The organism is Bradyrhizobium sp. 186, from assembly GCF_023101685.1.
GTDB lineage: Bacteria > Pseudomonadota > Alphaproteobacteria > Rhizobiales > Xanthobacteraceae > Bradyrhizobium.
In genome coordinates this window covers 5,142,601-5,160,885 of record NZ_CP082164.1, presented here as the reverse complement: position 1 = coordinate 5,160,885, position 18,285 = coordinate 5,142,601, and the positions used below count along the sequence as shown (strand labels likewise).

The 18,285-nt window shown below is 64.0% G+C and carries 20 protein-coding genes and 1 tRNA gene; 8 read left to right on the top strand and 13 right to left on the bottom strand.

Annotated elements, in window-relative coordinates:
* Positions 1-19 precede the first annotated feature (19 nt).
* Together IVB18_RS24725 and IVB18_RS24720 are read left to right on the top strand one after the other, a co-directional pair.
* The gene (locus tag IVB18_RS24725; protein ID WP_247991506.1) at positions 20-1,003 is read left to right on the top strand and encodes a TRAP transporter substrate-binding protein; all 984 of its coding nucleotides are present in this window, start codon (positions 20-22) and stop codon (positions 1,001-1,003) included.
* A gap of 99 nt (positions 1,004-1,102) precedes the next feature.
* The gene (locus IVB18_RS24720; protein ID WP_247991505.1) at positions 1,103-2,029 is read left to right on the top strand and encodes a dihydrodipicolinate synthase family protein; all 927 of its coding nucleotides are present in this window, start codon (positions 1,103-1,105) and stop codon (positions 2,027-2,029) included.
* Positions 2,030-2,034: 5 nt separating this feature from the next.
* On the opposite strand, the gene IVB18_RS24715 is transcribed toward IVB18_RS24720, so the two are convergent.
* From IVB18_RS24715 to IVB18_RS24700, 4 genes are all read right to left on the bottom strand, one after another.
* A complete protein-coding gene (locus IVB18_RS24715; protein ID WP_247991504.1) occupies positions 2,035-2,946 on the bottom strand; it encodes a hydroxymethylglutaryl-CoA lyase in 912 nt (303 codons plus the stop codon).
* A 7-nt stretch (positions 2,947-2,953) separates the two neighbouring features.
* Positions 2,954-4,957: an acetyl/propionyl/methylcrotonyl-CoA carboxylase subunit alpha gene (locus IVB18_RS24710; protein ID WP_247991503.1), complete on the bottom strand. Its 2,004-nt coding sequence runs from the start codon at positions 4,955-4,957 to the stop codon at positions 2,954-2,956.
* Between the two features lie 4 nt (positions 4,958-4,961).
* Positions 4,962-6,566, bottom strand: coding sequence for a carboxyl transferase domain-containing protein (locus IVB18_RS24705; RefSeq protein WP_247991502.1), 1,605 nt, complete (start codon positions 6,564-6,566; stop codon positions 4,962-4,964).
* Between the two features lie 81 nt (positions 6,567-6,647).
* Complete coding sequence (locus IVB18_RS24700; RefSeq protein ID WP_247991501.1) at positions 6,648-7,820, bottom strand: isovaleryl-CoA dehydrogenase; 1,173 nt, start codon at positions 7,818-7,820, stop codon at positions 6,648-6,650.
* Positions 7,821-7,920: 100 nt separating this feature from the next.
* Here IVB18_RS24700 and IVB18_RS24695 point away from each other — a divergent pair, with 100 nt between their 5' ends.
* On the top strand, positions 7,921-8,949 hold the full coding sequence (locus IVB18_RS24695; protein WP_247991500.1) for an AraC family transcriptional regulator: 1,029 nt from the start codon (positions 7,921-7,923) through the stop codon (positions 8,947-8,949).
* Between the two features lie 101 nt (positions 8,950-9,050).
* Here IVB18_RS24695 and IVB18_RS24690 read toward each other — a convergent pair whose 3' ends face one another.
* The 3 genes from IVB18_RS24690 to IVB18_RS24680 form a co-directional block, all read right to left on the bottom strand.
* Entirely contained in the window at positions 9,051-9,347 is a 297-nt protein-coding gene (locus tag IVB18_RS24690; RefSeq protein ID WP_247991499.1) for a DUF3551 domain-containing protein, read from the bottom strand.
* A gap of 232 nt (positions 9,348-9,579) precedes the next feature.
* Positions 9,580-10,074: an Lrp/AsnC family transcriptional regulator gene (locus tag IVB18_RS24685; protein WP_247991498.1), complete on the bottom strand. Its 495-nt coding sequence runs from the start codon at positions 10,072-10,074 to the stop codon at positions 9,580-9,582.
* 218 nt (positions 10,075-10,292) lie between these two features.
* Complete coding sequence (locus tag IVB18_RS24680; protein ID WP_247991497.1) at positions 10,293-10,598, bottom strand: ETC complex I subunit; 306 nt, start codon at positions 10,596-10,598, stop codon at positions 10,293-10,295.
* A gap of 269 nt (positions 10,599-10,867) precedes the next feature.
* Here IVB18_RS24680 and IVB18_RS24675 point away from each other — a divergent pair, with 269 nt between their 5' ends.
* Positions 10,868-12,037, top strand: coding sequence for an OpgC domain-containing protein (locus IVB18_RS24675; RefSeq protein ID WP_247991496.1), 1,170 nt, complete (start codon positions 10,868-10,870; stop codon positions 12,035-12,037).
* A 22-nt stretch (positions 12,038-12,059) separates the two neighbouring features.
* On the opposite strand, the gene IVB18_RS24670 is transcribed toward IVB18_RS24675, so the two are convergent.
* Positions 12,060-12,254, bottom strand: coding sequence for a hypothetical protein (locus tag IVB18_RS24670; RefSeq protein WP_247991495.1), 195 nt, complete (start codon positions 12,252-12,254; stop codon positions 12,060-12,062).
* Positions 12,255-12,557: 303 nt separating this feature from the next.
* On the opposite strand from IVB18_RS24670, the gene IVB18_RS24665 reads away from it, so the two are divergent.
* The 3 genes from IVB18_RS24665 (at position 12,558) to IVB18_RS24655 (ending at position 13,637) form a co-directional block, all read left to right on the top strand.
* Positions 12,558-12,800 carry a hypothetical protein gene (locus IVB18_RS24665; RefSeq protein ID WP_247991494.1) on the top strand — a complete coding sequence of 81 codons (243 nt, stop codon included), beginning with the start codon at positions 12,558-12,560 and terminating at the stop codon, positions 12,798-12,800.
* Between the two features lie 371 nt (positions 12,801-13,171).
* Positions 13,172-13,312: a hypothetical protein gene (locus IVB18_RS24660; RefSeq protein ID WP_247991493.1), complete on the top strand. Its 141-nt coding sequence runs from the start codon at positions 13,172-13,174 to the stop codon at positions 13,310-13,312.
* 46 nt (positions 13,313-13,358) lie between these two features.
* Positions 13,359-13,637, top strand: coding sequence for a hypothetical protein (locus tag IVB18_RS24655; protein ID WP_247991492.1), 279 nt, complete (start codon positions 13,359-13,361; stop codon positions 13,635-13,637).
* On the opposite strand, the gene IVB18_RS24650 is transcribed toward IVB18_RS24655, so the two are convergent.
* Positions 13,601-14,347, bottom strand: coding sequence for an outer membrane beta-barrel protein (locus IVB18_RS24650; RefSeq protein WP_247991491.1), 747 nt, complete (start codon positions 14,345-14,347; stop codon positions 13,601-13,603). The two genes, IVB18_RS24655 and IVB18_RS24650, sit on opposite strands and share 37 nt — an antisense overlap.
* 206 nt (positions 14,348-14,553) lie before the next feature.
* Between IVB18_RS24650 and IVB18_RS24645 the strand changes: the two genes are divergently transcribed.
* Positions 14,554-14,823 (top strand): RNA-binding protein, encoded by a 270-nt coding sequence (locus IVB18_RS24645; RefSeq protein ID WP_247991490.1) that lies wholly within the window; start codon positions 14,554-14,556, stop codon positions 14,821-14,823.
* Between the two features lie 64 nt (positions 14,824-14,887).
* Here the strand turns inward: IVB18_RS24645 and IVB18_RS24640 are convergent, their stop codons facing one another.
* The 4 genes from IVB18_RS24640 to IVB18_RS24625 form a co-directional block, all read right to left on the bottom strand.
* Complete coding sequence (locus IVB18_RS24640; protein WP_256477076.1) at positions 14,888-15,616, bottom strand: outer membrane beta-barrel protein; 729 nt, start codon at positions 15,614-15,616, stop codon at positions 14,888-14,890.
* Positions 15,617-15,809: 193 nt separating this feature from the next.
* A tRNA-Pro gene (locus IVB18_RS24635) sits at positions 15,810-15,886 on the bottom strand.
* A 111-nt stretch (positions 15,887-15,997) separates the two neighbouring features.
* Complete coding sequence (locus IVB18_RS24630; protein ID WP_247991489.1) at positions 15,998-16,483, bottom strand: DUF192 domain-containing protein; 486 nt, start codon at positions 16,481-16,483, stop codon at positions 15,998-16,000.
* 283 nt (positions 16,484-16,766) lie between these two features.
* A complete protein-coding gene (locus IVB18_RS24625) occupies positions 16,767-18,071 on the bottom strand; it encodes an IS701 family transposase (RefSeq protein WP_247991488.1) in 1,305 nt (434 codons plus the stop codon).
* Positions 18,072-18,285: the final 214 nt, after the last annotated feature.

Here is an 18,285-nt window from a genome sequence, read left to right as displayed (position 1 = left end):
CGTCCAAAGGAGCCCGACTATGCCGATCTCACGTCGCCGCTTTCTCGCCGCCAGCGCAGCCGTGCCGCTGTTCGCCCCGTCGCTGGCGCTGGCCCAGGCCAAGGAATTTCGCCTCGGCCTGATCACGCCCAACGGCCATTCCTGGAACAAGGCCGCGCTCAAATTCGGCGACGATCTCAAGGCCGCCACCAGCGGCCGCCTGACCGTGACCGTGTTCCACTCCGGCCAGCTCGGCAATGAGCCCGCGATGATGCAGCAATTGCAATCCGGTGCGCTCGACATGGGCTTCATCCAGGCCGCAGAGCTTGGCTCGCGCGTGCCGCACATCGCCGCGATCAATGCGCCCTACATCGTCCGCTCGACGCCTGCGGTCGCGAAATTCGTGCGGCATCCGACGGCCATCAAGCTGTTCGAGGTGCTGCCGCAGGAGACCGGAACGATTGGGCTCGGCTGGGGCATCACCGGCATGCGCGCCGTGTTCTCGTCCAAGGATCTGACGACGCTGGCCGACATCCGCGGCATGAAGCTGCGCATCAATCCGACCCCGGTCTATCGCGATTTCTACTCCTCGCTGGGAGCTGCTCCGACGCCAATCCCGACGCCGCAGGTGTTCGACGCGATGGCGAACGGCCAGGTCGATGGCCTCGAAGCCGATCTCGAATTCTCCTGGAACCAGCGCTTCGACAAGGTGTCGAAGGTGATCCTGCAGATGAACGCCGTCTTCATGCCGATGGCGGCGGTCGTCTCGGGCCGGGTCTGGCAGTCGCTGCCGGCTGCCGACCGCGAACTGATCGCCAAGACGGTGAAGTCGACACTGGACGCGCAGATCGACGAGCTCGCCTCCAACGAGCCAACTCTGATCGAGAACTTCCGCAACGCGCCGATCCCGATCCGGCAGGTGCCGGCCGGCGACACCGAGGCGGTGATTGCCGAGTTCGACAAGATCTGGCTGCCCAAGGCGCCGGTCCTGGCCGAATTGCGCAAGGTCGGCGCGACGCTCTGATCCCATCCGCCATCATCCTCACAACACCCGGCGGATGCAGCAATCCGCCGGCAAAATCACTTGGCAAATCCACTTGGCAAAATCACTTGGAGTAAAACCATGAGCCCGCGCATTTCCTGGCAAGGCGTCTTCCCGGCCGTGACCACGCAATTCCACGACGATCTCTCGCTCGACATCGATGCGACCGCGAAGGTGATGGACGGACTGATCCGCGATGGCGTGTCCGGCCTGATCGTCTGCGGCTCCGTCGGCGAGAACACCTCGCTCGAGCGCAAGGAGAAAGTCGCGATCATGGAGACGGCCAAGTCGGTCGCGGCCGGCCGCGTGCCCGTGCTATGCGGCATCGCCGAATTCACCACGGCCTTCGCGGTCGAAACGGTGAAGGAAGCCGCCCGCATCGGCATCGACGGCGTGATGGTGATGCCGGCCCTGGTCTATTCGTCCAAGCCGCACGAGACTGCCGCGCATTTCCGCGCCGTTGCCACCGCGACGGATTTGCCGGTCATGCTCTACAACAATCCGCCGATCTACAAGAACGACGTCACGCCGGACATCCTGGCCTCGCTCACCGACGTCGAGACCGTCGTCTGCTTCAAGGATTCCTCGGGCGACACGCGGCGCTTCATCGACACACGGAACATGGTTGGCGACCGTTTCGTGCTGTTCGCAGGGCTCGACGACGTCATCGTCGAGAGCATCGCCATGGGTGCGGTGGGCTGGGTGTCCGGCATGTCGAACGCCTTTCCGCGCGAGGGCGAGACGCTGTTCCGCCTCGCCAAGGCGGGACGCTATGCCGAGGCGATGCCGCTCTACGAATGGTTCATGCCGCTGCTGCATCTCGATGCGCGGCCGGACCTCGTCCAATGCATCAAGCTGTGCGAGCACATCATGGGCCGCGGCACCGCGCTGACCCGCCCGCCCCGCCTCGCGCTGCTGCCGCAGGAGAAGGCTGGGGTCGAGGCAATGATGGTCAAGGCGCTCAAGAACCGGCCGCGCCTGCCGGATGTGGGCCTGAAGGCGGCGTAGGCGCCTTACGTCGCCGCCCGCTTCCGCTTGGCGTTCAACGCGGACGCCACGCGGCTTGCCGGCGGGCGGCCCAGCAGGCGGCTGATCTCGTTGGTCGCCCCCAGCAGCTTCTCCATGTCGACGCCGGTCCTGATCCCCATGCCCTCGAGCATGTAGACGACGTCCTCGGTGGCGACATTGCCGGTCGCACCGGGGGCGTAGGGACAGCCGCCGAGACCACCTGCGGCGGCATCGATGACGCGGACGCCCTCCTCCATGCCGGCATAGAGATTGGCGAGCGCCTGGCCGTAGGTGTCGTGGAAGTGCATCGCAAGATGGGCGGCGGGAATGTTGGCGCTGACGGCGCGCAGCATTTCCTTCGCCTTGGTGGGCGTGCCGACCCCGATGGTGTCGCCGAGCGAGATTTCGTAGCAGCCGAGATCCCACAGCGTCCTGGCGAGATCGGCCACCGCCTTGGGCTTGATCTCGCCGTCGAACGGACAGCCCAGCACGCAGGAGATATAGCCGCGGACCCGGACGCCGTCCGCCTTGGCGCGCGCCAGCACCGGCTTGAACCGTTCGATGGATTCCGCGACCGTGCAATTGATATTGGCGCCCGAAAAGCCCTCGGACGCCGCCGCGAACACGGAGACGACCTCGGCGCCCGCCGCGCGTGCGGCGTCATAGCCCTTCTCGTTCGGCACCAGTACGTGAAATTCAGCGCCCTCCACATGGCTCACGCCGCGCAACACGGCATCCGAGCTCGCCATCTGCGGCATCGCCTTGGGTGAGACGAAGGCGCCGACCTCGACGGTGGTCAGGCCTGCTGCGACCAGCGCCTCGACGAAGGCAATGCGAGCCTCGACGCTGACGGGGGTCTTCTCGTTCTGGAGGCCGTCGCGCGGCCCCATTTCGATGATGCGAAGCTGGTCGCTCATGCCACCCTCACTCGCCTGACGGTTCGACCACGGCCAGCTCGACGCCTTCCTGGACGATATCGCCGACCTTGCATTTGATGGACTTGAGCACGCCGGCATAGGGCGCCCGCAGGGTCTGCTCCATCTTCATCACCTCCAGCGTCAGGATCGGCGCGCCCTTCTCGAGCTTTGCGCCCTCCTCGGCCAGCACGGCGACGACGGTGCCCGGCAGCGGTGCTGCGATCTTGTCCTCGCCGGCCTGCTCCTCGGTCTCGCCGCCGAACGGGTCGACCCAGTGCAGGTCAAAGCGACCGTTGCGTGTACGCAAATACAGCTCATGGCCGTCGATCACGGCCGCGACCTGTGACTTGACGCCGTCGAGCGTCAGGTCAAAGCCGCCGTCCCGCGGCGTGATCGCAAACCCCAGCTCGCGTTCGTCGATCACGAGCGTCGATGGTCCGCTGCCGTAGTTCAACGTGACCTCCAGTTCAGGCCCATGGCCGACGCGGAAGGCAAAGCTGCGCTGGCGGCGGCCGACCGGCATCCAGCCAAAGGTCTGCCAGGGCGAATTCGCATCCGCCTGTGCGGCTGTTCGCTCGTCGCTGACGATCGCGGCCACCGCGGCGCACAGCTCGAGCTCGCCGGGCGCTGATGCGGCCGGCGTCAGGGCCGCCAGCTCGCGCTCGATGAAGCCGGTGTCGATCGCGTTGGCCCGTACCTTCGGATGCGTCACCAGCCCCGACAGGAACGGGATGTTGGTGACGATGCCGCGGACGTCGGAGTCTTCCAGACCACGGTTCAACCGCTCGATCGCGACATCCCGCGTCGGCGCCCATGCGATCATCTTGGCGAGCATCGCGTCGTAATAGGGCGAGACGCTATCGCCTTCGCGATAACCGGCATCGACGCGCAAGCCGCCGGTCTCGGCCGGCAAGCGCCAGGTCGAGATCTTTCCGACCGACGGCATGAAATTCTTGGTCGGATTTTCGGCGTAGACACGCGCCTCGACAGCATGGCCGTTGAGCCGGATTTCGTCCTGCCTGAGCGGCAGCTTCTCGCCGAAGGCGACGCGCAGCTGCCACTCGACGAGATCAATGCCGGTGATCAGCTCGGTTACGGGATGCTCGACCTGGAGGCGCGTATTCATCTCGATGAAGAAGACATCCTTGCCGTCGGAGACGAATTCGATCGTGCCGGCGCCGACATAGTTCACCGCGCCCGCGGCCTTGCGCGCGGCGGCGCAGACGGTTTCGCGTTGCGCGGCGTTGAGCGTCGGCGACGGCGCCTCCTCGATCACCTTCTGGTGCCGTCGCTGCAACGTGCATTCGCGCTCGAACAGCGACAAGAGATTGCCATGGCTGTCGCCGATCACCTGCACCTCGATGTGGCGCGGATTGTCGACGTATTTTTCGATCAGCATCCGATCGTCGCCAAACGCCGCCTTGGCCTCGCGCTTGGCGCTGACGATCGCGGGCCCAAGCTCGGCCGCCGTGCGCACGATGCGCATGCCTCGACCGCCGCCGCCGGCGGACGCCTTGACCAGCACCGGGAAGCCGACCTTGTCAGCCGCCTTCGCCAGCATGGCCTCGTCCTGGGCCTCGCCGTGATAGCCCGGCACCAGCGGTACGCCGGCCTTCTCCATCAGCGCCTTCGATCCCGACTTCGAACCCATCGCAGTCATCATCTCGGCGGTCGGACCCACGAAGACGAGACCCGCATCCAGACAGGCTTGCGCGAATTCCGCATTCTCGGACAGGAAGCCGTAGCCGGGGTGCACGGCCTCCGCGCCGGTCTTTCGCGCGGCCTCGATCAGCCGCTCGACATTGAGATAGCTGTCGCGGGCCCGCGCGGGCCCCAGCAGCACTGCCTCGTCGGCCAGTGCGACATGCATTGCATCGCGGTCGGCCTCGGAATAGACTGCGACCGTGTGCAGGCCCATGGCGCGCGCGGTGCGGATGACGCGGCAGGCGATCTCGCCGCGATTTGCGATCAGAAGCGTGCGAAAACGCCGGTAGAGCTTTGAGCGGTCCATCGCATCACATCCTGAACAGGCCGAATTTCGTCGGTTCGGTCGGCGCATTCGACGCCGCCGAGAGACCAAGCCCGAGCACGAGCCGGGTGTCGGCCGGGTCGATCACGCCGTCGTCCCACAGCCGCGCGGTCGCATAATAGGGGTGGCCCTGGCTCTCATATTGCGCGCGGATCGGGCTGCGGAATTTGTCTTCCTCGTCCTTGGACCAGCTATCGCCCTTGGCCTCGATATTGTCGCGCCGGACCTGGCTCAGCACCATCGAGGCCTGCTCGCCGCCCATCACCGAGATGCGCGCGTTCGGCCACATCCACAGGAAGCGCGGGCTGTAGGCACGCCCGCACATGCCGTAATTGCCGGCACCGTAGGAGCCGCCGATCACGACGGTGAATTTCGGCACCGAAGCGGTCGCAACCGCCGTCACCAGTTTGGCACCGTCGCGCGCGATGCCGCCAGCCTCGTATTTCTTGCCGACCATGAAGCCCGTGATGTTCTGGAGGAAGACCAGGGGAATGCCGCGCTGGCAGCACAGCTCGATGAAATGCGCGCCCTTCAGCGAGCTCTCGCTGAACAGGATGCCGTTGTTGGCGATAATGCCGACCGGAAATCCCCAGACATGGGCGAAGCCGCAGACCAGCGTCGTTCCGTACAGCTTCTTGAACTCGTCGAATTCCGAGCCGTCGACGATGCGCGCGATGATGTCGCGCACGTCGAACGGTTTTCTGCCGTCGACGGGCACGACGCCGTAGATCTCTTCCGCGGCAAACAGCGGGTCGCGCGGCTTGTGCATGTTGAGATTCGGCCGCGTCGATGGCTTCAGCGTGCCGACGATGCGCCGGGCAATGCCGATCGCGTGCGCATCGTTCTGGGCGTAATGATCGGTCACCCCCGACTGGCGCGAATGCACGTCGGCACCGCCAAGCTCCTCCGCGCTCACGACTTCGCCGGTGGCGGCCTTCACCAGCGGTGGGCCGCCGAGGAAGATGGTGCCCTGGTTGCGCACGATGATGCTCTCGTCCGACATCGCCGGCACATAGGCGCCACCGGCGGTGCAGGAGCCCATCACGATCGCGATCTGCGGGATGCCCTGCGACGACATCTGCGCCTGGTTGTAGAAGATGCGGCCAAAGTGCCGCTCGTCCGGAAAGATCTCATCCTGGAGCGGCAGGAAGGCGCCGCCGGAATCGACCATGTAGACGCAAGGAAGGTTGTTCTGCCGCGCGATGTCCTGCGCGCGCAGATGCTTCTTCACGGTCATCGGGTAATAGGTGCCGCCCTTGATGGTGGCGTCGTTCGCCACGATCACGCATTCGCGGCCCGAGATGCGCCCGACCCCGGTCACGACGCTCGCCGAATGCACGTCACCGCCATACAGGCCATAGGCCGCAAGCGGCGACAGCTCCATGAACGCGGTGCCGGGATCGACCAGAAGGTCGACGCGCTCGCGCGCCAGCATCTTGCCGCGCGCGGTGTGGCGGTTGCGCGAAGTCTCGCCGCCACCGCCGGCGATCTGGCTGAGCTTCTCACGAAGATCGCCGACAAGCGCCCGCATGGCGTCCGAGTTGCGCGCGAAATCTGAAGACGACGGATCGATGCTGGAATGGAGTGGCATGTGGTCCCGCGTTTCTTGTGACGTGGTGAGAGGCCGCGACAGGTTGGATCAGTTTCGCGGCAATTCCAATTGCGCGGAGGCTTAGGCGGTCTCGACCATCAGCTCGCGGCCGATCAGCATGCGGCGAACTTCCGAGGTGCCGGCGCCGATCTCGTAGAGCTTTGCGTCGCGCCACAGCCGCCCGGTGGGAAATTCGCTGGTGTAGCCGATGCCGCCGAGCGCCTGGATCGCCTCGCCCGCCATCCACGTCGCCTTCTCGGCGGAATAGAGGATCGCGGCGGCGGCATCCTTGCGTAAGCTGCGGGCGTGATTGGCGCGGTCGCAGGCCCGCCCCACCGCATAAACATAGGCGCGCGTCGCCTGCCAGGTCGAATACATGTCGGCGAGCTTGCCCTGCATGAGCTGGAAATCGCCGATCGGCTGGCCGAACTGCTTGCGCTCGTGCATGTAGGGCACCACTGCGTCCATGCAGGCCGCCATGATCCCGAGCGGACCGCCGGAGAGCACCGCGCGCTCATAGTCGAGGCCGGACATCAGCACCTTGACGCCCTCGCCCACGCAGCCGAGCACGTTCTCTTCCGGCACCTCACACTCATCGAAGAACAAGGGATAGGTGTTGGAGCCGCGCATGCCGAGCTTGTCGAGATGCGGACCATGGCTAAAGCCCTTGAAGCCTTTCTCGACCAGGAACGCGGTCATGCCGCGCGGGCCGGCCTCCGCATCGGTCTTGGCGTAAACCACGAGCACGTCGGCATCGCCGCCATTGGTGATCCACATTTTCGAGCCGTTGAGCACGTAGCGGTCGCCGCGCTTGTCCGCGCGCAGCTTCATCGAGACCACGTCCGATCCTGCGTTGGGCTCGGACATCGCGAGCGCACCGACATAGTCGCCGGAGATCAGCTTGGGCAGATAGCGCTGTCGCTGCGCGTCGTTGCCGTTGCGGCGGATCTGGTTGACGCAGAGATTGGAATGGGCGCCGTAGGAGAGCCCGACCGCGGCCGAGCCGCGCGAAATCTCCTCCATGGCGACGACGTGGGCGAGATAGCCCATGCTGGAGCCGCCATATTGCTCCGGCGCAGTCATGCCGAGCAGGCCGAGGTCGCCAAAGCGCTTCCAGAGGTCCGCCGGGAACAGATTGGCCTTCTCGATCTCGGCGGCGCGCGGCGCGATCTCAGCCTCCACGAAGGCGCGAAGCGTGTCGCGCAGCATGGTGATGTCTTCGCCCAGATCGAAATCGATGCTCGGGATGTTCAAGGCGATTCCTCCATTTTTATCGGGCCCGAACCTACCCCCGCGCCGGCGCCGCTTCGGTCTAAAAGGTTGCATTTTCCGCCAAGTTTGGCGAGGATTTTTCATGCCGTTCCAAGCCGCGACCGCCACGCCCCGCCGCGCCATGACCCCTGCCGCCTTCGTCCGCGGCGTGGTCACCGCCTATGCGCGTTACGGGCGGGATCCGGCGGAGGCCCTGAGCCGGGGGCAGGTCACGGCGGACCTGGTCAAATCGACAGACGGGCGGGTGACGGCGGCCCAGTTCGAGGCGCTCGCGGGCCATGCCATGCGCGAACTCGACGACGAGGCGCTCGGCTGGTTCTCGCGCCGGCTGCCCTGGGGCTCCTATGGCATGCTGTGCCGCGCCTCGATCACCGCGCCCAATCTCGAGGTCGCGCTCAAGCGCTGGTGCCGGCATCACCGTCTCCTGACCGAGGACGTCCTGTTCGAGCTCGCCGTCAGCGAGGAGACCGCGATCATCTCCATTCGCGAGCAGCGCGACCTCGGTGCTCTCCGCGAGTTCTGCCTGGTCACCCTGCTCCGCTATGTGCTTGGCTTCTCATGTTGGGCCGTCGATTCCGCGATCGCACTCCGCGCCGCGGAATTTCCCTTTCCCGAGCCGCACCATGTTTCGGTCTATCCGACCATCTTCTGCAAAACCGTCCGCTTCGGCGGCGATCGCGCCGGCATTGTCTTCGACAAGCACTATCTCTCGCTGCCGCTCACCCGCAGTCCGGCCGACCTCGACAGCATGCTCAAAGGCGCGCTGCGGCTGACCGTACTGCCCTATCGGCGCGACCGGTTGCTGGTCGAACGCGTCCGTCGCGTGCTTCGCAATGCGCGCGGCCGCATTCTCGGTGCGGAGGACGTCGCGAGCGAGCTGGCGCTTTCCACCCGCACCATGCATCGCCGCCTGCGCGAGGAAGCGACCTCGCTGCGCGATCTCAAGGAAGAGGCGAAGTTCGAGCTCGCCAAGCAGGAATTGATGCGCGGCCGCACGCCGATCAAGCGGATCGCGGAGATCGCCGGCTTCCGCAACGAAAAGAGTTTTTCCCGCGCCTTCCGCACCTGGACTGGCGCCTCGCCGCGCGAGTTTCGCGACAAGTATCGCTGAGCCGCGTACGAGCGCGCTATCATCTGACCGTCATAATTTTGCGGCCTCCGAGAGAGACCCCGGAGGCCGCAATGTTTCGAAACCGATCTCGGATTCAGGTGTTAGTTCGAGTTGGTCTGTGCGCCGGGGCGAAGCTTGGTACGCGACCGCGTCTGCTTCGGCTGATAGGCGAGAGAGTCGTTCGTGCTCTTCGCGCCGCTCTGCGAGCACGAGCCGCCGATGCCACCGGCCGCGGCCCGACAGGCCTCCATCGTCGGAAAGCCGCAGCCGTGAGCGGCTTGGGCGCCATTGGTGATGCAGAAGTCGTCGGCCCGCGCGGCGGGTGCGGTCATCACCAGGAACGCAGATGCAAACAGCGTCGCAGCGGACGCGACAAACGTCTTCGAGGTCGAGGTCATGTTGTCTTTTCCTGCTTCAGGGTCCCACAAAAGAGTCCTCGGCATGCGACACACGCTGAGGTTCACACCTCGCATGTAGGCGGCGCCCCGGAACCGGCAATCACTTCTCAGCGCATTGCAGCACTTCCCAAATCACATGTCACAGTTAGGTGAGTTACTAAGCTTTAGGCACCCTTCGTGTCTTCGGGATTTTCTGCGAGCCTGACAGAATTACGCCTAAACGCGCGGTCCCCTACCCTGCCGACGCGGACGCCGCGATCTCCTGCAACGGCAGCGGCACGTCCTTTGCGACGCCCAGCACCGGGAAGCTGCGGACGTTCCTCACGTTCGGCATCGCGGCGAAATGCAGCAGCTGCTGGCGCATGTTCTCCACGCTCGGCGCCACGCATTTCAGGAGATAGTCGGTGTCGCCCGAAATTCGCCAGCACTGCTGGATGCGCGGGATTGCGGCGATCGAGCTCTCGAATGATTCCAGCACCGGCTGGGCCTGGCTGGCGAGCTGGATGGAGACGAACGACACCACCTCGTAGCCGAGCAGCCGCTCGTCGATGACGGCGCGAATCGCCCGGATCACGCCGCGGCTGAACAGGGATTTGAGCCGCCTCAGGCAGTTGGGCGCGGAGACGCCGACGCGCAGCGCGAGCTCGTTGTTGCGGACCCGCCCGTCCTGCTGCAGCTCGGATAGTATCTTCAGATCGACGCCGTCGAGCTGGTCACGCCCGGCCATACCCCCACCTCGTCATGATCCCGTCACGCCTCGCGGGAGAGCGAAGCACGCGGTGGAATCGCTGCCAAGGGATATGCTGGGGAACTTGGGGCGACCGGTCGCTCCCCGTCGTCATGGCCGGGCTCGTCCCGGCCATCCACGCCTAGCCACGCTGCATGAAGAACGTGGATGCCCGGGACAAGCCCGGGCATGACGGATTCATAGTTTGTGGATTGCTCTCAGTGCGTCCAGGGCTCGCCGCGGCGGAACGAGAAATTGTCGGCATACGCGGCCGATCGGCGTACCGACTCCTTGGGCTCGATCACCTGGTAGGCGATGCCCTTGCGCTCGCAATAGGCGACCGCCTCTTCCTTGGTGTGGAAGCGCAGCGTGATCTGCTGCTTCATGTCACCGGACGAGGTCCAGCCCATCAGCGGCTCGACCGCGCGCGGCTGCTCCGGCTCGTAGTCAAGCTGCCATTCCCGGGTCGTGGACTTCCCCGATTGCATCGCGTTCTTGGCGGGCTTGAAAATGCGTGCGTTCATTGGACGGCCGGATCCTTAATAGTCTGTGCGGCGAAGTCTGTGCGTCACCGAGGCAGTTGGTGGAAACCTCAGGGATAGTATAGAGACACCTTTCGGGAATTTGACCGGTGATTCCGTGACCCCTTGGGTTACTCTGCCGACGGGTATAGTCATTATGCCGAGCCGTGACAATCTCGCCCCCGCCGCACTCCCGGCGGGAAGCCCCGAGCGGTTACGACCGTCCCGCCGACGTTCGTGTTTGCCAGTGTCCCCTCCGAAAGCCCCTTCGCATGGCCTTCCTGAACATCAGCGCAACGCTTCCTGAAAAAGGTCGCGACCTCAGGCTCGACCTGTTTCGCGGCGTCGCGAACTGGGCGATCTTCCTCGACCACATCCCCGACAACGTCGTGAACTGGATCACGACACGCAATTACGGCTTTTCCGACGCCGCCGACCTCTTCGTCTTCATCTCCGGCTACACCGCCTCTTTCGTCTATGCGCGGATGATGCTGGAGCGGGGCTTCCTCGTCGGCGCCACCCGGCTCACCAAGCGCGTCTGGCAGCTCTACGTCGCCCACATCATCCTGTTCGTGATCTACATCGCCTCGATCAGCTATCTGGCGCTGCGCTTCGGCGATTCCGAGATGATCAACGAGTTCAACGTGGCCGGCCTCGTCGACAACGCCACCGAGACGCTGCGGCAGGGCCTGTTCCTGCGCTTCAAGCCACTCAATCTCGACGTGCTGCCGCTCTACATCGTGCTGATGGGGCTGTTCCCGCCGGTGCTCTGGTTCATGCTGCGCAAGCCCGACCTGACGATGGCGCTGTCCATCATCCTGTGGCTCTCCGCGCGTCACTTCGGCTGGAATCTGAACGCCTATCCGGCGGGACAATGGTACTTCAACCCGTATTGCTGGCAGGTGCTGTTCGTGTTCGGCGCCTGGTGCGCGATGGGCGGGGCGCGGCGCTCTATGACGCTGATCAACGCGCCGATCACGCTCTATCTGTGCCTCGCCTATATGCTGTTCGCGCTGCTCATGACCATGGCCGGCCGCTTCCCGAGCCTCGGCGGCAGCTTCCCGCAGTGGCTGTTCTCGGCCTTCAACCCGAACGACAAGACCAACCTCGCGCCCTACCGCTTCATCCACTTCGTCGTGATCGTGATCCTGGTGATCCGCTTCGTGCCGAAGGAGTGGCCAGGCCTGGAGTGGAAGGTGTTCGATCCGATCATCGTCTGCGGCCAGCAATCGCTCGCCGTGTTCTGCGTCGGCGTGTTCCTGTCGTTCGTCGGCCATTTCGAGCTGTCGATGAGCTCGGGCTCGCTGTTCGCCCAGCTCTTCGTCAGCATCGCCGGCATCGCGATCATGACGACGGTGGCCTACTACATTTCCTGGTCGAAGCGGCAGGACAAGCCGCTGAAGCCACCGCCGCCCAAGCCAGCAGTGGCGAAGGCTGCGTGAGCCCGGCGGCAGCGATGCCGCTTCAGGCCGCCTCTTCGCCGTCGTACTCTGTGAACCTTCGGTAGATCCAGTCGCGGCCGTCGTGGCGGCGCCAGACCTTGCCGTAAACGAGCTGCCCGTTGATCGAGCGGCGCGGCACGATCACGGTCCAGAGGTGCCAGATCTCGGCCCAGCTCGACTGCGGATTGACGGTTCGGACGTTGCGATCGAAAGACATGACGCAGAACTCACAAGATTCAAGCGCCGCGACGAACTGTGATCTTGTGTGAGCACGGATTGCAGGCAGCCCGTCGCGAGCCGGGACCAATCTGATAACAGTCGCCAAAGCGGCCGCAACAACCGCTCTCCCTTAACCTAACCGGTCAACCTTACTTCTCATGAGGGAGCGGCGAGACCGGTTGAAAGCCACTGCCGGTTCTTTTAGAATGGGCGCGAGACTTGAGAATGAGCGCGCCGTTTTGAGGACGCGTGGCGATTTTGAACTGACAGCGAATTTTCGACAGACACTGAATTTTGAAAAATGCTTACTGGCTGGGGCGACTACAATGAATTTGCAGTGTGCCTGTCTGCGCTTGGCGGTGCCATCGACGCCGCCTGCTGCGGTCGTCAAGACGTCCGTCGAGGCGCCGCCGAAAGCCTCGAACGACAACCAGATGGCCTGGCCGTTCGTACCGTTTCCGTTCGGCTGGTACGCATCGAATTGATCCCGGAAAAGCGCAACGCCGCGCAAGCGGAATATCATCGCTTGGCGGCGTCCGTTTAGGTATTGGGCGCTGAAATCCCCAATACACTCATTGGTCTCCGGCGACGCCCAAAGGTTCGATCAGGGATTGGTAATTCTGCGCCGGCCTGGTCGGCGCAATCCCTTGAAAACTCGCGCAGAAGTCGCGTGTCGCAGAGAAAGAACGCCAAAGCTTAAGGATGGGTTTGGGCTGGTTCGGGCAGGCGCTGCGGGACGCTTCTATCCGTACCCCCTCTGCACTGGCGGGCGCGTTCGCTCAGACGCCGGCGCTCGCACCGGACGTGCTGGTGGCGTTGGCGTCAAGCGTGCCTTGCGCGTTGTAGGTCTGTCCCGACTGACTGCCTTGCGTGCTCGCCGACGTCTCGACCTCAGTCGTGCCGTCGGAATAGGTGATGGTCGTGGTGGTGATCCCGTTGATGGTGGTGGAGACCTCGCTGACGATGGACTTAGCCGAGCTGCCGCCGCCTCCGGAACCCGAGCTTTCACCCGCCGATTGCGAGGATGAGGTCGCTGACGTCGACGAACGTGGCTGATGTCGACGCTGTCGCCGACGTCGATGATGCCTCGGAGGACGACGTCGTGGCGGTCGACGGGGACGTCGTCACCGCCGCGGTGGAGGAAGCAATCGCACTGATCGACATGAAAACCTCGCCTGAAGGAGACCTCGACGGGCGCGGCATCAATTGCGCGATCCGCCCTCTCCTTCAACGCGGCGCACGCCGAAAACAGGCGTCAAAACCACGACGAAATTGGCTGGCTATCAGCGCGAGCGATCAGGATCTGGTCGGGGCGGCCGGCGTTCGAACCGCCGCCCCGCGCGCTCAGTACTTTGCGATCAACGGGCCGCCGAAGCGATAGTTCAGGCGGACCAGGCCCATATCGACGTCCTGGCGAACGCGAACAGTGCCGGCAGCGCCACCACCGGGGACCGCCGTCAGCGTGGTGTCCCGGTCATTGAGGAAGATGTGGTCGTATTCGACGCCCACCGACCAGTTCGGCGCAAAACCGAACTCAAGGCCCGCGCCGACCGTGCCGCCCCAGCGCGTCTCCTTGGCGGTATCGATCACGGCCCCGGCGAAGATCACGTCGTATTTGTCGCTCACGACCGCGCCGCCGCCCTTCACATAGAAGAGGACGTTGTTCCAGGCATAGCCGACCTGGCCGGTGATCAGCCCGAAGGCGTCGATCCGGGTCCGGATGCTCCCCCCGCCAAGCGGGTTGCCGCCGACCGGCGTGACGTTGCTGCCCGAGAAGTCGGCCCAGTTGCCCTGCCCTTCGACACCAAAGACCCAGCTGGCCGATTGCCAGCGATAGCCGACCTGACCGCCGACGGTGCCACCGGTGGAATTATGACAGCCCTCCGGAATGGAGCCGCCCGGGAACACGAGGTCCCAGCAGGTGTGGGCGGAGCCGCCGCCACCATTGATACCGATGTAGAAGCCGCTCCAGTCATAGATCGCGGCAACCATCGGGGGGGCCTTGGTGTAAGGCCGCGCCGCGAGATCGGCGGAAAACGCGCTGCTGGCGCTCATCGCGAGGACGGCGATCGCAAGTGGCAATTTTTTCATTGGATAGTTTCCCCGGGGAGTAGCTGAGCATCAATTAGCACTCTTTTTCGATTCGAGCTGTCACCCGGGAGGCACACTCGCAAAGCGTGTGCGCTGGGCGACGGATTCCGGCCGGACCGCCGCAACCAATCGCCATGTGGCGAGTTGCCGCTTTTTCCCAGCTGAAGGCGTCCGAAAGTGTCTGTAATCAGCGCATGCCCGCCTGCATGGACAGCCAGATCGTCTCACGTCCACGTGAGATGGAGCGACGGCCGGTGAATTTTCACGAACGAGCAGAGACCAATGAACAGCAAGCCGCAAGGCAAGGGGATGCTGTGAGCCAAATTGATACGATTGAAAAACTATCCGATGCACAAGAGCCCAAAAATTCGCTGTTTGCGCTTTGTGGGCTCGGCGTGGCGGGGATCGCAATGCTGGGCTGGATCGGCGCCCTCGCCTGGATGGCCTGGCGCTTTGCCGGCTGGCTGATGTCCTGACATTTGAAACTTGGGCGGGTGGGCCGTGGGCCGCGCCAACGACATCCCGTTCGTCCCGGTCAAGTCAGAAGTGGTAATTCACGCCGATGGTCGCGGCGTGGATCGTATCTTTGAGGTTTGCCACGGTGACGCTATTGAGCGGACTGGTCAGCAGCACCGGGCCGTGCGTGCCGAAGTCGTAATAATTGTACTCCACATTGGCCGACCAATGCGGCGCGAACGCCCATTCGACGCCGGCGCCCGCCGTCCATCCATTGCGAGTGACGGTCGCGCTGGGATCGGTCGGAACGACAAAGACCGGAGCAATGAACGCGTCATCGATCTTCTCGCGGGTCCAGGCGGCGCCACCCCGCGCATAGACCAGCCAGCGTTCGGCATAGACGCAGCCGAGGCGCGCAGTCGCCGAGGCGAGAAAATCGTTCTTCAAGCCAAACTGCGATGGCACGATCAGGTTGCCAAGCGCCGGGAATCGAACACTGGCGCCGTGTCTGTTCGCAAGGCTTGTCCACGCGGCCCGGCCTTCGGCGCCGACCAGCCAGGTGGACGCAAATTGATAGTTGCAGCCGATCTGTCCGCCGCCCACAAAGCCGGGCGAGCTGAAATCGGCTGTCGCTCCAAGGCTGCTTATGGTGCGGTCGTCGCTTACGACGCCGCCGACGTGACCACCAACATAGCAGCCGGTCCATGTGAATTTGACCGGAGCCGGCGGAGGAGCCTTCATCGCAAGATCAGCCGCAGATGCCGCCGTCGCGGACAGGGCGACAACCGCCGCACCGCAGAGAGCTTTCAACATGTCCTGAGATTCCCCATTGCCCGCGCAGAGGTCGTAGCACGTGGTGCTGTCGCAGAGGTTGCATGCGGGCAACATTTCCCGGGAATTTCTCTGCCGGCTTGACCGCGCTCGGCAGCAACGGAACGGGATCCGCGCGTTGAAATCTCAAGGGATTGGAAATCTCAGGGGATTGAAGGAGATCCAACGTCGGGACTGGTCGGGGCAGCTGGATTCGAACCAACGACCTGCAGTACCCAAAACTGCCGCGCTACCAGGCTGCGCTATACCCCGAATGTCCGGCGAGCCCCGTCGATACACGCTTCCCAAGGCGCCAGCAAGCTTCCCAGGCCGCCGGCAAGCTCTCAAGCCGCCAGCAAGGCGGCAATGGCCCGCAGGATGGCCCTATTTGCCGCCGAACAGCGGGTGGCCGACACGGTCGCCGGGGCGGATGCCGTATTTCTGAGCAGTGCCGGCCGGCACCTCCAGGACGCCCTTGGCGAGGCCCTGTGACGAGATAATCTTCGTCGACATGGGCTCGGTGTTTTCCGCGATCCGCAGGATGCGGCCGTCGGCGCGGATGAAGATCATGTCGAGCGAGATGTAGGTGTTCTTCATCCACATCGACACTTCCTGCTCGGGGCTGAAGTCGAACAGCATGCCCTTGCCGTCCGCCAGTTCCTTGCGGTGCATCAGGCCGGTCTGCTTCTCCTGTTCCGTCGTCGCCATCTCGACCGAGAACACCTGCACACCGTTCTTGGTGACGATCTCGAGCGGCTGGAAGCTCGCGGCGCGGATTGGCGCGCTGGCGACGGCAAAGGCGGCGATGACGAGGATGGCGGCAAGCCAGCCCCGGCCGAGGGACCAGACGGCCTTTCGATCAGAATACATGGGAGGGCACTCGGAACAGCAATCATGGCCTAGCGGCGTGGAACTGCGACAATCCTTACGCGGCGATCGCCGGAAAAGCCAGATGGCGCACAGGCCGTCGGCCGCGCGCCTCTGCTCACGATTATGGGAGGTTTGGGCCTCGCGACCGCTAATTCTACTGCGTCACAAATTTCGGCGTGGTCGCATTTTGCTTTGGCCGCAACACGGGCATCGCGGCAAGGTTCTGGCGATCGCGTTGGCCAAACGGATGCGCATGGTCGCGATTGAGTTCGGGATGTGACGTTCAGGCCGCAACGGCAGTACCTCTGGGTCGGTAACCTGCGGGAAGGGCAAGTTGCGGGAAGATCGGGGCGTGACGAGGTCCTGAGGGGGGAATCGTCTCCCTTTCGGAGATCAGGAATCCGTAAGCTGCGATGCAGAGCGTTGCGTGATGATGGAAGCCACGCCATCCCCGACCTTCAAAATGCCCGAGGCCGACTTCTTGCTTGAGCTCCTGATAGTCGCGCTCAATGCGCCAACGCAGCTTGGCGAAGTAGACCAGACGGTGAAAGGCGATATCGGCGGGAAGCGTCGACAAAAAGTATTTGGTCGGCTCGGTCTCGTCCTTGGGCCACTCGATCAAGAGCCATTCTTGCGGGCACGGCTCGTGGCGCCTTTCGTCACGCCGCGCGGCACGCACCCGCACCCGCGCAAAGCGCGAAGACATGGTTTCCGCCGAACCTTCTCGCCATTCGATGGTGCGCCAGGCGCGCTTGGGCAGGCCGAGTGCAAGGTCTTTGACTGAGACCGGCCAATGCTTGGCGTCGCGCTGCAGGCGCTTTGGTGGCCGTCCGCGGCCCGACCAAGTCTTCGGCGGCAGCGGTCCCGTCCCGTCTGCCCACACCGTCGTATTCGACAGAATGCCCGCGACGTAAGCCAGCCCCAGGGCCGTGATGTCGGCGCGCAGATTGCTGTTATTGCCATAGCCGGCATCCAGCAGCGCCGCGCCACGCGGCAGACCAGCCGCGCAGGCCCAGTGCAGTTGCTCCAGCGCGATCTCATGCTTGGTCTTGAAGCCAATATCTTCAGGAACCCCCACCTTGCGCAGACGATCGCTATCCTCCGCCCATTCCTGCGGCAGATACAGCCGGTACGCCACCGGCAGGCTCGCATGTTCGTTGGCAATCGACAGCGACACCGCGACCTGGCAGTTGTCCTCCTTACCAAGTTGACCGCAATATTGCCGCGCAACACCGACCGACTGCCGCCCCTTCTTCGGCAGTCCAGTATCGTCGATAATCCACGCTTCGATCGGGCCGTGACGCTCGATCTCGGGCAAGACCTTCTCGCGCACCTTGGCCAAGACGCGTTCGTCGGACCAACGTCCCTCGCCGACAAAATGCAGAAGCGATTGATGCTGGGCGGCCACCCGCGCCGGTGCCGTGACCGCTGCGATCGGTTCGACGCTCTTGCGCTCGCCTCGCAGCATCAGCCCGGTGCAATAATCGCGAAGCGGCTGCTCTCGGTCTTTGTGCCCGATCACGCTCGCAAGCCCCTCGACATAGGCGGCAAATCGCGATTCACCGCTCTTAAACCTTCGGCGATCCATCCTCAGCCCCTACCGCTGGCCTGAATCCCGCCCACTACCTGATTCCCTGAATCCCAGGTACTGCGACTTTCTGACTCAGTAGAACTAAAGCATGATCCGGAAAAGTGCGAAGCGGTTTTCCCTCGCGACAAACGCGGAACGTGTTTGCGCGGAGATCATGCTTAAACCGAACTTCCCCTTGAGTAGCGACGTAAGCATTTGAGCTGGCGTGTAA

Coding starts and splice junctions, on each gene's coding strand:
- IVB18_RS24725 (WP_247991506.1), top strand. CDS start 20: ATGCCGATCTCACGTCGCCGCTTTCTCGCCGCCAGCGCAGCCGTGCCG.
- IVB18_RS24720 (WP_247991505.1), top strand. CDS start 1,103: ATGAGCCCGCGCATTTCCTGGCAAGGCGTCTTCCCGGCCGTGACCACG.
- IVB18_RS24715 (WP_247991504.1), bottom strand. CDS start 2,946: ATGAGCGACCAGCTTCGCATCATCGAAATGGGGCCGCGCGACGGCCTC.
- IVB18_RS24710 (WP_247991503.1), bottom strand. CDS start 4,957: ATGGACCGCTCAAAGCTCTACCGGCGTTTTCGCACGCTTCTGATCGCA.
- IVB18_RS24705 (WP_247991502.1), bottom strand. CDS start 6,566: ATGCCACTCCATTCCAGCATCGATCCGTCGTCTTCAGATTTCGCGCGC.
- IVB18_RS24695 (WP_247991500.1), top strand. CDS start 7,921: ATGCCGTTCCAAGCCGCGACCGCCACGCCCCGCCGCGCCATGACCCCT.
- IVB18_RS24690 (WP_247991499.1), bottom strand. CDS start 9,347: ATGACCTCGACCTCGAAGACGTTTGTCGCGTCCGCTGCGACGCTGTTT.
- IVB18_RS24685 (WP_247991498.1), bottom strand. CDS start 10,074: ATGGCCGGGCGTGACCAGCTCGACGGCGTCGATCTGAAGATACTATCC.
- IVB18_RS24680 (WP_247991497.1), bottom strand. CDS start 10,598: ATGAACGCACGCATTTTCAAGCCCGCCAAGAACGCGATGCAATCGGGG.
- IVB18_RS24675 (WP_247991496.1), top strand. CDS start 10,868: ATGGCCTTCCTGAACATCAGCGCAACGCTTCCTGAAAAAGGTCGCGAC.
- IVB18_RS24670 (WP_247991495.1), bottom strand. CDS start 12,254: ATGTCTTTCGATCGCAACGTCCGAACCGTCAATCCGCAGTCGAGCTGG.
- IVB18_RS24665 (WP_247991494.1), top strand. CDS start 12,558: ATGCTTACTGGCTGGGGCGACTACAATGAATTTGCAGTGTGCCTGTCT.
- IVB18_RS24660 (WP_247991493.1), top strand. CDS start 13,172: ATGGTCGTGGTGGTGATCCCGTTGATGGTGGTGGAGACCTCGCTGACG.
- IVB18_RS24650 (WP_247991491.1), bottom strand. CDS start 14,347: ATGAAAAAATTGCCACTTGCGATCGCCGTCCTCGCGATGAGCGCCAGC.
- IVB18_RS24645 (WP_247991490.1), top strand. CDS start 14,554: ATGGACAGCCAGATCGTCTCACGTCCACGTGAGATGGAGCGACGGCCG.
- IVB18_RS24640 (WP_256477076.1), bottom strand. CDS start 15,616: ATGTTGAAAGCTCTCTGCGGTGCGGCGGTTGTCGCCCTGTCCGCGACG.
- IVB18_RS24630 (WP_247991489.1), bottom strand. CDS start 16,483: ATGTATTCTGATCGAAAGGCCGTCTGGTCCCTCGGCCGGGGCTGGCTT.
- IVB18_RS24625 (WP_247991488.1), bottom strand. CDS start 18,071: ATGGATCGCCGAAGGTTTAAGAGCGGTGAATCGCGATTTGCCGCCTAT.